The sequence below is a fragment of the Oceanicoccus sp. KOV_DT_Chl genome, assembly GCF_900120175.1.
Classification (GTDB): Bacteria; Pseudomonadota; Gammaproteobacteria; order Pseudomonadales; family Dasaniaceae; genus Oceanicoccus.
The window spans coordinates 477891-490370 of record NZ_FQLF01000005.1 but is presented as its reverse complement, the minus strand read 5'-3'; the positions used below and the strand labels follow the sequence as shown (position 1 = coordinate 490370).

At 44.9% G+C, this 12480-nt stretch carries 10 protein-coding genes; 7 read left to right on the top strand and 3 right to left on the bottom strand.

The window, feature by feature from the left end:
- The first annotated feature begins 16 nt into the window (after nt 1–16).
- From UNITIG_RS19640 to UNITIG_RS23180, 4 genes are all read left to right on the top strand, one after another.
- Nucleotides 17–532 (top strand): 3-hydroxyanthranilate 3,4-dioxygenase, encoded by a 516-nt coding sequence (locus UNITIG_RS19640; protein ID WP_101760037.1) that lies wholly within the window; start codon nt 17–19, stop codon nt 530–532.
- A 3-nt stretch (nt 533–535) separates the two neighbouring features.
- Entirely contained in the window at nt 536–1528 is a 993-nt protein-coding gene (locus UNITIG_RS19635) for an amidohydrolase family protein (RefSeq protein ID WP_101760036.1), read from the top strand.
- Nucleotides 1529–1592: 64 nt separating this feature from the next.
- The gene (locus UNITIG_RS19630) at nt 1593–3389 is read left to right on the top strand and encodes an LVIVD repeat-containing protein (protein ID WP_101760035.1); all 1797 of its coding nucleotides are present in this window, start codon (nt 1593–1595) and stop codon (nt 3387–3389) included.
- 281 nt (nt 3390–3670) lie between these two features.
- Nucleotides 3671–3826: a hypothetical protein gene (locus tag UNITIG_RS23180; protein WP_159931236.1), complete on the top strand. Its 156-nt coding sequence runs from the start codon at nt 3671–3673 to the stop codon at nt 3824–3826.
- A gap of 236 nt (nt 3827–4062) precedes the next feature.
- On the opposite strand, the gene UNITIG_RS19625 is transcribed toward UNITIG_RS23180, so the two are convergent.
- Complete coding sequence (locus UNITIG_RS19625; protein ID WP_101760034.1) at nt 4063–4329, bottom strand: hypothetical protein; 267 nt, start codon at nt 4327–4329, stop codon at nt 4063–4065.
- 615 nt (nt 4330–4944) lie between these two features.
- Between UNITIG_RS19625 and UNITIG_RS19620 the strand changes: the two genes are divergently transcribed.
- On the top strand, nt 4945–7254 hold the full coding sequence (locus UNITIG_RS19620; protein ID WP_159931235.1) for a TonB-dependent receptor: 2310 nt from the start codon (nt 4945–4947) through the stop codon (nt 7252–7254).
- A gap of 754 nt (nt 7255–8008) precedes the next feature.
- A complete protein-coding gene (locus UNITIG_RS19610) occupies nt 8009–8860 on the top strand; it encodes a transporter substrate-binding domain-containing protein (protein WP_101760031.1) in 852 nt (283 codons plus the stop codon).
- A gap of 93 nt (nt 8861–8953) precedes the next feature.
- Here the strand turns inward: UNITIG_RS19610 and dmpG are convergent, their stop codons facing one another.
- Both dmpG and UNITIG_RS19600 read right to left on the bottom strand, forming a co-directional pair.
- On the bottom strand, nt 8954–9976 hold the full coding sequence (gene dmpG / locus UNITIG_RS19605) for a 4-hydroxy-2-oxovalerate aldolase (protein ID WP_101760030.1): 1023 nt from the start codon (nt 9974–9976) through the stop codon (nt 8954–8956).
- A 13-nt stretch (nt 9977–9989) separates the two neighbouring features.
- Nucleotides 9990–10898: an acetaldehyde dehydrogenase (acetylating) gene (locus UNITIG_RS19600; protein ID WP_101760029.1), complete on the bottom strand. Its 909-nt coding sequence runs from the start codon at nt 10896–10898 to the stop codon at nt 9990–9992.
- 316 nt (nt 10899–11214) lie between these two features.
- Here UNITIG_RS19600 and kynU point away from each other — a divergent pair, with 316 nt between their 5' ends.
- Nucleotides 11215–12471: a kynureninase gene (gene kynU, locus UNITIG_RS19595; RefSeq protein ID WP_235015525.1), complete on the top strand. Its 1257-nt coding sequence runs from the start codon at nt 11215–11217 to the stop codon at nt 12469–12471.
- The last annotated feature ends 9 nt before the right edge of the window (nt 12472–12480 follow it).

Here is a 12480-nt window from a genome sequence, read left to right as displayed (position 1 = left end):
AAAACAGGAGAAGATAATGGCAAAGCTGTCAGGATTTAATTTTCAGGCGTGGCTTGAAGAGCACAAAGACAAACTTAAGCCACCGGTTAACAATCAGTTGATCTGGGAAGATGCCGATTTAATGGTGACAGTAGTGGGCGGACCTAATCGTCGGTTTGATTACCATGTGGATCCCGTTGAAGAGTTTTTCTATCAGTTCAAGGGAAATTCGTTTATTCGTATTATGGACGATGATGGTCCTTATGATGTCAATTTGAAAGAAGGCGATATTTTTTTACTGCCACCTCTGGTACCACATTCGCCGCAGCGTCCTGAAGAAGGTAGCTTGTGTTTGGTAATAGAACCAAAACGGCCTGAGGGCGAAAAAGATGCGTTCGAATGGTATTGCCAAAGTTGTAATCATCGGATTCATCGGGTTGATGTTGTACTGAAATCGATAGTAAAAGATTTGCCGCCCTTATTTTCTGCCTTTGCCGAAAATGAACAGCACCGTTTGTGTAAAAACTGTGGCGAACTGCACCCGGGAAAATAAGCAATGAAAAAAATTGATATACATACGCACTTTTTACCGGAAAAATGGCCAGATCTAGCGGCGCGTTTTGGTACACCGGATTGGCCAGCCATGCGCCATACTGAACCTGGTAAAGCGATGATCATGGTCGGCGATCAGGAGTTTCGTCCTGTCTACGAAGCTTGCTGGAATCCAGCAGTGCGTATTGAGGAGATGGATCGGCATAATGTAGATGTGCAGGTTATTTGTGCTACTCCAGTGCTGTTTGCCTATGAAAGACCAGCTGAACAAGCGGCAGATTGTGCGAAGCTGTTTAATGATGCGGCATTGGAAATATGCGCCTATAACCCGCAACGTTTAAAAGCCTTGTGCCAGGTGCCTTTACAGGATATCGATGCTTCCTGTGAAGAGGTGACTCGCGCCGTTAAAAATGGTCATTTAGGTGTACAAATTGGCAATCATGTTGGCCATAAAAACCTGGATGATGAAGGCTTGCTGACTTTTTTGCAGCACTGTGCCAGTGTGGGCGCGGCGGTGCTGGTACATCCCTGGGATATGATGGCCCGTGATCGGATGCCTAAGTATATGTTGCCGTGGTTGGTTTCCATGCCGGCAGAAACGCAGTTATCTATTCTTTCATTAATTATGTCAGGTTCCTTTGAGCGTTTGCCAAAAAGTTTACGCATTTGTTTTGCCCATGGCGGTGGTAGTTTTGCATTTTTATTAGGTCGTGTTGATAACGCCTGGAAACACCGTGACATAGTTCGTGAAGATTGTCCGAATATTCCTTCAAGTTATGTTGACCGTTTTTATGTTGATTCCGCGGTGTTTAATTCTGATGCTCTGGCCATGTTGGTCAAAGTCATGGGTGATGATCGGGTCATGTTGGGATCTGATTATCCATTTCCATTGGGTGAGCAGGAGATAGGGCAATTGATTCAGGATCACACATTATTTGATGTGTCATTAAAGCAAAAGATTCTTGGTGATAACGCGCAGAATTTTTTGCAAATATAGCGGTCGTGATTGTTAACAATTGTATCGGTCATGCTAAATAATAGAAATTGTTAGGTGGAATGCAATGAGTAAAAAACAAACCAGTGTAATTTGTGGGCTTGCATTATCAGTATTGTTGTCAGCCTGTGCTGACGATAAAAAACCATCGGTTGATTCGGCGAGTGATGGATTGAAAACCAATGAATCTACGATCAAAGCTGAAAGCCATGATAGTCATACCGGGCAGTACAATATTACCGACCCTTTTGTTCTGGCACAGGTATCGATGTCGGAGGATAAAACCCCGGCTGATCCTGACCCGTCCAGTTATGGTTTAAATGAGCAGGGTGTGTTTATTCACCCAGCTGCCACCCGTGATTCCCATGATGCCAAGCCATTTAAGGGCATACTCGATTACTGGGACCCGAATCAATATATAAAAAATATGACACTGGAGGCTTTTTACCCTATTACGGTAGAACCGTTTCATACTTGGCAGAATATTGTCGATTTTGATGGCCGGCGTTATCTCTATCAATATGTGCGTCGTGATTTAAAAATATTTGATATTACTGACCCAAAATCGCTAAAGCTGTTATTGACTAAAGGTAATACGTGGGGCATCAATGGGCCTGATGAAGAAGTAAATCCTTATCCTGAAGACGATATGTTTGGTGCAGCTAGCATTCAATGGAATGACAAACTGGGCAAAAATATCATGGTCCAGTCTTTTGAAATAAGACGTTTTGGCTTGTTGAAAAATAAATACCAGAAACCGGAGCAGGTTAAGAAAATTCGCAATGCTAATCATCTAAAAGGGTTTAAGGTCTATGCTATGAACGGACCTATGCCAGAGGATTGGGAATTGTTGGCGGAGCGTACCACCGATTACAAACACCCGGATGCGCCGGTAGGTCAGCAGCAAGGTTCCGGAGTGCGAGATATTCCGGTTTATTTTGGTGGTGATACTATGTTTGTTGCTGCAGCACCTGAAGCATCACATTCGCTAACGGAATACCCGAATGATCTTTATTCCGCCGGTTATCAATCCTGGGATATGTCAGACCCGACTAATCCAAAATTTCTGGACCAGTTGAATGTACCTGGACAAATCAGCGGCAACGCGGATGATGAAGTAGCGTACAAAGCTAATCCACGTGCCGGTAATCGTACCTCATGGATGGGGGCACGAATGTCGCTGTTTATTCCAACACCTGTAGAAGAAGGTGGCAAGTACGGTTATGCAGCCATGGGCGGGTTGGGTTTTTATGTGGTTGATATTAGTAATCCTGCTGAAATGAAAGTGGTTAGTCATCTCGAATTTGAACCCAATGTAGCCGGTGTTGAAGGTGACTTTGTCGATGTGTCACAAGTTGAAGCAACGGGCATTGTTTATTTTAGTGGTTATCCACTAAATGAAGATTGTTGGGAGCCATACAAAGATGTGTTCATGATAGATGTGAATGATCCTGCTACACCAAAAGTGTTAGGTGTGTTGCCGCGACCAACGCCACCGGCGGACGCCAAGTTTACTGATTTTTGTCAGCGTCGTGGTAGTTTTGGGCCTAAGCGTACCGGTTATTACACCCAGCCGGGAACCCCGAAAGCGGGCATCTTACCGTTCAACTTTTATAATGCCGGTTTGCAGGTGTTTGATGTTAGTGATACGGCGAACCCAAAAATTGCTGCCTATTTTGTGCCACGCTTTGATACCGAAACGGTGGCGGAATATGCGCGGGGCAATCTATCGCATAGTGTGTATGTTGAATACGATAGAAATCTTTTCTGGCTGTTTACTAATCACGGTATTTATTTGTTATCCAGCCCAGTCTTAGGTGAGCCCAGATTTTCAGCACCTGAGGAACCGTGGCCAAAGCGTTAAGCAACGTTGTAATTTCTTTAATTGCCCGGTTCTTACCGGGCTTTTTATTTTCCGGTGCTATTGTGGCCAATGAACACTATAACTAAAGGCATGTGTCTGGCTAGCAAAACACTATTATCTACTTATAGCTTGATTGATTACACTTGTTTGAAATTGATAGCGGCTCATAAGGTTTGTTCTGACCTATAGATGACCTTTATCAATCCGTGTCATGTCTGAATAGAATGCTATTCGGTTGAACTATTTTAGAAAAATATCAAATTGATTTATTGGAGGGCAATATGAATCTGACTCTATGTACTATGTTTTCATGTTCTTTAGCCGGATATATTTTTCTGGTCGATAATAGTTTATATACCATAGAAAAAGAAAATGATTTATTCAGTATGTCATTGGAAGAGCTATCAAGTTATTCGGTGGCAAAGACTAACGAGTGAAAATGTGGCTGAGGAAAATATGCAAAGTAGGAGGGCATTGTGATGGTTCTCCTGGTTAAAAATCTCGAATAAAATTCCTGGCATCCAGTTTTCATTCTGGAAGAGTCATACGATTAAAAGCTGTACTCAGTATAGGCTGCGGAGGTATGTCATTGGCCTGTCTGAGCCAGAAAGCGCGTGCCCAGAGTAATTCAATGGGTTATGTAAGAGTGCAGGAGTTTGGGTTAAGCCAGTATTTAGAGCTCGTCCTCGCTGTCTTCATCGAAGCCGGCAAGAATAGATAATAGTGATAAGCGTGATGCAGCCAGTTCATATTGATATTTTGCGGCGAGTTTTTGTGAGCGTGCTTCTTGCTCAGCGAGCCGAATGTTTTCTAAGGCTTTAGTAATGATCTCCCGCATTGTTTCCCGGTTTCTTTCCCGAGTGTCGGCCTCGTTGCTCATACTAACCAGGTCAAAGGCATCATCAAGTGCATTGTCATACTTTTTACCTATTTTTTTCATGTCCGCCTCGATGATAGCTAGCTTGTTTGCTCGCTCGTGCAGATTACCATAACAAACCGCGATCAATAAAAAAAGTTAGCGCGCTAGAAGGCTTGCGACGTCTCCACGGGCTCAAAGTTTCGCTAGAGTGACCTTAAATATTAATGCGGCGGCGGCATATAAACCATGCGCCGGTAAGCAAAGCCGCCCCTTGCTCCTGAAAGAGTAAATAACAACATTAACGCTATCACTTAATCTGCTCCAGAAACCCAACAAAGCTCCACCTCTAGCGACGGCTAAGAAAACTGTCGGTACAAAGGTCGAGAGTAACAGTTGTTTGAGCAGGTGGTTCGCTTTGGATCGCGGTAGTTTGATGTTGATGTATTAGCGCTTAGGCGCGCTTGGTGATAGTAAAGCTGCTTGTATATAGCTATTTGGCTTAGCTTAATCTAACTTGTTGGGAAGGGTATGAAGCTTTTGATACTGATATAGCTATAACATTAATGTTATATCAGAAATAAAAACTATAATTTTATTGATTTGATTATTTGGCATACAGTTTACCTAAGCCGAATCTCAAGGTATTTATTTTGGCTGTCAGCAATGTCGACAAAGTATTCTTTAGGAGATACACAGATGAAGAAGCCAGAATTTACTCAACCTTCCCTCCTCGCGATAGCTATCGCATCCACTATAGTGACCAGCCCTTTGATGAACTCAGCTGTTGTCGCCGCCCCGGTCTTGGAGGAAGTGATAGTCAGTGCCAGAAAGAAAGAAGACCTGGCCCAAACCGCACCGATTTCAGTTGCTCTGCTGGATAGCACCACATTGGAAAAAGGTCGCATCGAAGATATGTTGGAGGTGGTTAACCGCGTACCTGGTTTTACCATGAATGCTGAAAACGTGATGGAACCTAATGTGTTTATCCGCGGTATCGGTACCGATATCGAAAGTGCGGCGGCTAACTCCTCGATTGGTGTCTTTGTTGATAATGTCTATATGGCTAGATCAATGGCCTTTGCTATGGATATTTTTGATCTGGAGCGGGTAGAAGTATTGCGCGGACCTCAAGGTACCCTATACGGTAAGAACGTAGTTGGCGGGGTAATAAATTTTATTACTGCCAAACCAACCGAGCAGCAAGACGGGATGTTTGAAGTAGGGCGTGGTAGTTACAACTCGATCAACAGTAAGGGTTTTGTGAGTGGCCCGATTACTGACAAGTTAACCGCGCGCTTGTCGGCTTCATCGCGATCGCATGATGGCTACGCAAAAAATACCTATACCGGTAAAGATATTGAAGATATGAATGCCGATGGTCTGCGTCTGCAGTTGCATTATCAGGCCAATGATGAATTGGGATATTTGCTTAACCTGGACGAAAGTCGTCGTCGTGGTACGGGTAAGTGGACTGACATGGCAGTGCCCTCAAGCAATAATTTACCGTTTAAAAATGATGACCCCCGTCGTGGCCCCAATAATATTGATGGCGTTTCAGAGGCGGATGTTAGTGGTGGTAGTTTGCATGTGAATTGGTCAGCTGATGACTGGACGTTAACGTCGATTACTTCTGCTCGTCATGGCGATTTTAAACAAACGGGTAATGACGGTGGTAGCTTTATCGATTTTAGTTTAATCCCAACGGACTTTACAACGGGGCGGGTTGATTTCTTTAGCCCTGATTATGATCCAAGTACGTTTAACGACGATTATTTTGTTAACGATAAAATGGAAGAGGTAGAAACCTATTCACAGGAATTTACTTATGCCACCGAAAAAGAAACCTCACTTAACTATATGTTAGGTGTGTTTTATATGGTTGAAGAAATTAATCGATTGGAGGGGCAGGATTATTTGTTTGGTCAGTTTTATGCACAGGGTTTTGAGTCTTCTGCAACGCAATCAGAGAATACAACCTTTGGTGCCTTTGTAGAGTTGACCTATGATTTTACCGATAGCGTTAGTGCTACTATGGGGCTTCGCTACACCAAGGACGATAAAGATTTTGACGTAGCACGTTTTAATAGCGGCGATTTTCTGGGTCCGGATTTTGAAGATGCAGGGGGTAACCCAACTAAAGAGTTTTCAGCCGCTGATTCGGATAGCTGGTCCGATGTTAACCCAAGCTTGACGATTAACTGGGAAGCTAATGAAGATGTCTTTTTTTACGCTACCTATAGTGAAGGTTTTAAAAGCGGTGGTTGGAACGGTGAAAATGCCACTAGTCCTCAAGAAGCTGCCCAGGGTTATGATGAAGAGTTTGCAACCAACTTTGAAATAGGCGCAAAAAGTACTTTGTTTGATCGCCGCTTACAGTTGAACGCCACGGTATTCCATACTGAATATGAAGACCTGCAAACGCAGCAGTTTATTGTTTATAACCCCAGCCTCCCAGCTGACAACGTCATTGCCAATGCGGGTGAAGCTGAAGTGGAAGGCCTGGAGTTGGATATGAATGCCGCTTTAGCCGAATGGTGGACACTGTCTATCAGTTACGCTTATATGGATGCAGCAATTACCGGTGACTTAATCAGTACTGATCTGCAATATGACCCCAATTGTTTTTGTAGTGTGCCCGTACCGTCTAACTTAAAAGGTAATGAACTTCGTCGTGCGCCGGAGCATTCTTACAATATCGCCAGTTACTGGGATTGGAGTTTACAAAGCGGCGCCAGTGTTAATGCCACACTGAATTATAGTTGGAGTGATGATTATTTTAACGACAACGAAAATAACCCTAATACGGTTATGGAAAGCTTTGGTGTTATTGATGCCAATGTCAGCTATATCACTGCAGATGGCCAATGGCAGGCCACAGTCTGGGGAAAAAATCTAAACAACGAGCTTTACGAATCCGGTATTAATGAAGTTATTGGGTCGGTGTTAGTGTCCTACGCGCCACCAAGAACGGCTGGGGTATCGATAAAGTGGATGATGCCTGACTAAAGTTTAATGCGCTTAGTTACACAAAATCCCGGTTAGCCAGAGGAGGTAAAGTGTAAGGAAAAACGGTTTACATCCTTTAATGAAAAATGACCAACCACATAATGAAGCCGCTACCCCTCGGGGTGGCGGTTTTTTTATGGGCGGAAGTAAACTGACGAGAGACAGGCTTGCCATGGCACAGTGCGGGGCCGGACCCACTTTTGTGCTGTTTACAAAATTGGCTCTGACCCCTGACAGAAACCGTTGGCACGATTTCCCTAAATAAACCTTTTTCAGGTCACTCCGATTTATCAACGTGCCATTCTGGCAGATACTTCGAAACAGCATCGTGCCAACTGTTTCTAACGGGGGTCAGAGCAAAATTTTACAAACAACGTAAAATTATTGGTCCGACCCCGGATCGTGCCGCGATGAGATAGTCCGATATTAGCGATGGGCCGCCATGTCAGTAGCGGGTCAACACCCGTCAAAACCACCATTTTTATCTTATATGTAACCTAAGTGGCCGCTAACAATCCAATAATCGCCATCAGCTAACAGTCTTTCTAAATATCACGATTCGACAACTTCGTGCCAACTACAGCCGCTAATCAACGACCCCATTGATGACCCCATTGAAGCAATCCATAGATAAATCCTGAATCAAAGGGCTGGGCACCCTATCACCATCCACTAGCAACAGATAAGTTGATGAAACTTAAAGAGTAGATTACAGTCAAGTGAACCGCATAGCTCATAAGGCGCGAACAATAGAATGATTAGTCATATAAGAAATCGATTTTATTATACTGTCTTTGTGCTAATGTTATTTCCACTACAGACGCTTGCAAGTGAAGCCTTATCTATCGCAATTTCGGCGACTATAGACATCCCCCCCTATATCTGGATTGATCGCTGCACGCAACTACCCACAGGAACTGGCCTGCATACTTTAAGCCGTATTGCAAAAGATTTAGAGACCAATATTGAAGTTATACCCATGGAAACTACTGAACATTTTCATTGGGCTTATCAGCAGTTTGACGATGGGAAAATCGATTTTTTTGCCGCCATCTCTGAGTCAAGAATGGAAAATCATAAAACTCTCAAAGAATCGCTTATTAACTATGAAGGTAATATTGCTTATAACACTAACAAGCCACTGTCCAGTCAAGTGCTTTTAAATATGACCGGAAAAACTATAAGTCTTATTGGTCAACGAGAGTACAACAAGGACTTGGTTGGTTACTTAAAAAAGAACGGCCATAAAGTTCGTTTTGTTAAAACAAGACAGGAAGGATTTGATTTATTAGTAAAGCAAGAAGTAGATGGCTTATTGATTGATCGTAATGTAGCCCATCTATATTTGGCCGCTAACACCAATATTAAGAATATTTCGAGCTTCCGGTTTTCTCCGTTAAACCGCCATGCTTATATCAATTACAAGCCAGATAAAGTTGACCCTGAAATTATAAAGAAAATTGAATCTAAGCTAAGAAACTATAAAGCAAGCGGCATCATTGAAAAAGTTAGCAAGAGCTATCTTAACGCCTGGATTTTAGGCGATGGCTGTGTTGATTCTGATCTAATTCATAATTACTTTAGATTCAAAAAATTAGAGCCTTGATTATCTTACTATTAAACTAAGCACCAACGATCTACATATCCTCGTTGGATAAATCGTGTGGCTTATTGGGGATTTCTCTACCTTTATTCCGTATCAGTTATTAAGTCTGGCCATATCCAAGGCCAGATCTTCAATCATATCTTCCTGCCCACCCACCGTGCGACGACGGCCCAGCTCCATTAATATATCCCGCGAGGATAAACCGTATTTCGCTGCTGCACGCTTGGCAAATAACAGGAACGACGAATACACCCCGGCATAACCCAGTGTCAGTGAATCGCGATCAACCCGCACCAACTGGTCCATCATCGGTACAATTAACTCTTCCGCAATATCCATGGTCTTGAATAAATCAACACCCGTTTCTACGCCCATTCGTTCAAGCACTGCCAGCAACACTTCTAACGGCGTATTACCCGCACCCGCACCAAGGCCTGCCACGGAACCATCGATACGATTAGCACCGGCTTCAATCGCCGCCACGGAGTTCCACACGCCCAAACTGAGATTGTGATGGCCGTGGAAACCCAATTCCGTTTCCGGCTTCAGCGACTTTCTCGCCAAGGCAATACGACTGCTGACATCATCTGGCAACATATAGCCGGCGGAGTCGGTGACATACACACAGTTAGCGCCATAGGATTCCAGCAATAATAATTGCTCGACTAACTGCTCCGGCTCAATCATATGCGCCATCATCAAAAAGCCGACGGTATCCAGCTTCATCTCGGCCGCCATACCAATATGCTGCTCGGTGACATCGGCTTCGGTGCAATGACAAGCCACCCGAATACTGTGAATACCACAGTCAGCGGCCATTTTCAGATGATCAACTGTACCGATACCGGGTAATAACAGTGCCGAGACTTTGGTGTTCTTGACCACACCACACACGGCCCTCAAATACTCTTCATCGCTGTGTGCAGGAAAACCATAATTCACCGAGCGGCCACCCAAGCCGTCACCATGGGTGACTTCAATCATCGGCATTCCGGCTTCATCCATAGCCTTGGCCACGGTGATCATTTCATCGACGCTGATTTGGTGTTGCTTGGGGTGCATACCATCGCGCAGACACATATCGTGCAGGGTGATTTTTCTACCGTTAATATTCATTGTTGCTTTCCCCTTACGCTGCGGTGGGCACAAAACGGCCCGCTAAAATTTCTTCGGCATACATTTCGGCGGTCCGTAAACCGGCGGCCGTCATGATATCGAGGTTGCCCGCATACTTGGGCAGGAAATCACCCAGACCTTCCACTTCCATAAAAATCGATACGCGTTTGCCATCGAACACCGGGCCGTTTTTCAGGGTGTAACCCGGTACGTATTTTTGTACTTCCTTGATCATCGCATGGACCGAGGCGGTAATGGCTTCCTGATCAGGTTCGTCTTCGGTTAAGCAGTGAATGGTATCGCGCATAATCAACGGCGGTTCAGCCGGGTTGATTACAATAATCGCTTTGCCTTCACCGGCGCCGCCGACTTTTTCAATGGCGCCTGCGGTGGTGCGAGTAAATTCATCGATATTTTTACGGGTGCCGGGACCGGCTGACTTGGATGATACCGTGGCAATAATTTCACCGTAAGTGACTGTTTGCACCTGACTGACAGCGGCTACCATCGGGATAGTCGCCTGCCCGCCACAGGTCACCATATTTACATTCATCGCTTTGGCGTTCACCGCCTCGGCCAAATTCACCGGTGGGATACAGTAGGGGCCAATGGCCGCCGGGGTAAGATCGATCATCACCGCGCCCTGCTCATTGACCTTGCGGGAATTCTCCTCGTGTACATAGGCGGAGGTGGCATCAAAGCAAATCTGCACGCCGTCGGCCTTCATCGTTGGCAGCATGCCATCAACGCCTTCGGCGGTAATTTTTAAGCCCAGCTCCTTGGCGCGAGCCAGTCCGGGGGAGTCTGCCACTACGCCGACCATCCACACAGGTTCAATCAACTCGGAACGCATCGCCTTCATTAATAGATCGGTGCCGATATTGCCGGGGCCGATAATGGCTGCTTTGATTTTCTGTTTCATGATGTACTCTCATGCTAAGTCATGGAATGTATACTGGGCGGTCAAAGTGGGGTTAGGTCTTTAATGACCGCGGATTCAGGCGGCAAATATAGTCAATGTCGTTATCACAGACTAATCGTATTTTTTGTCGTCGTTATACACCGGCTGTTATAACGTGGATGTTTCTGGATGGTATATCTAAAAAGTTATGACGTGACCTACAAAAAATATAAGCTCTATATAGCTGGCTTTCCTATAATGGCTCAAAGTGAACAGCTTAAACGATCTGCCATAGCTACCAGCCGTTACTACTAGCTATAACTACTAAAGAACTATTGTGAGTCTACCTACCATGAACCCAATTACCCATGCCGACTGTGAACAGTTAGACCAGCAAGATTCTCTAGCCAGCTTCCGCGATATGTTTGCCATCCCTGAAGGGATGATTTATTTAGACGGCAATTCGCTGGGCGTTCGTCCCAAGGCGGCGTTAGCTCGCGCCATTGAAGTGGTTGAGCAGGAGTGGGGAACCGGCTTAATTAAAAGTTGGAATGAGGCAGACTGGTTTCAGTTGCCGCAAAAGTTGGGTGACAAAGTAGCGAAAATTATTGGTGCCGATGAGGGTGAGGTGGTGGTGACCGACTCAACCGGTATCAACTTATACAAAGTGTTAGCTGCGGCATTGACGCAACGCCCCGATCGCAAAGTGATTGTGATGAACGGCAGTAATTTTCCTACTGATAATTATATGGCGCAGGGCTTAGTGGAACAGTTAGGCGACGGCTATGAGATTCGGTTTATCGAACAAGATAACGTTATGGCGGCTATTGATGATGACGTGGCGGCGGTGTGCTTAACCCATGTCCATTATAAAACCGGCAGCATTTTTGATATGGCGGCGATAACCGCCAAAGCTCATTCAGTGGGAGCGTTGACCATATGGGATTTATGTCACAGTGCTGGAGCCTTGGATGTCCAGCTGAATGAATGCAATGTCGATTTTGCCGTAGGGTGTACCTATAAATATCTTAACGGTGGCCCGGGTAGTCCAGCCTTTATTTTTTCTGCCAAGCGCCATCATGGTAAAGCCTTGCAACCTTTGACAGGTTGGTGGGGGCATGCAGATCCTTTTGCCTTTGAGCGAGATTATCGTCCGGCTTCAGGAATTGATCAGATGTTAAGTGGCACTCAGCCTATTTTAAGTTTGGCTGTTACCGAAGTGGGTCTGGATATTTTCTTACAGGCCGATATTGAGCAGGTGCGTCGAAAGTCGAAACAACTCACGCAGTTATTTATTGATTTGATGGCGCAGCGTTGCAGTGAATATGGTTTTAGTTTGGTCAGCCCGGTTGATGGCGATTTGCGCGGCTCTCAGGTTTCCTTTAATCACGATGATGGTTACCCGGTCATGCAGGCACTGATTAGTCGTGATGTGGTTGGTGATTTTCGTGCGCCAAAAAATGTTCGCTTTGGTTTTACGCCTCTATATATTAGTTATAGCGATGTGTGGGATGCGGTTGATAGGTTGGTCAATATTATGGAAACACAGTTGTGGAAACAGCCTGAATTTAATCAACGCGGCGCAGTCACCTGATTTATTTTT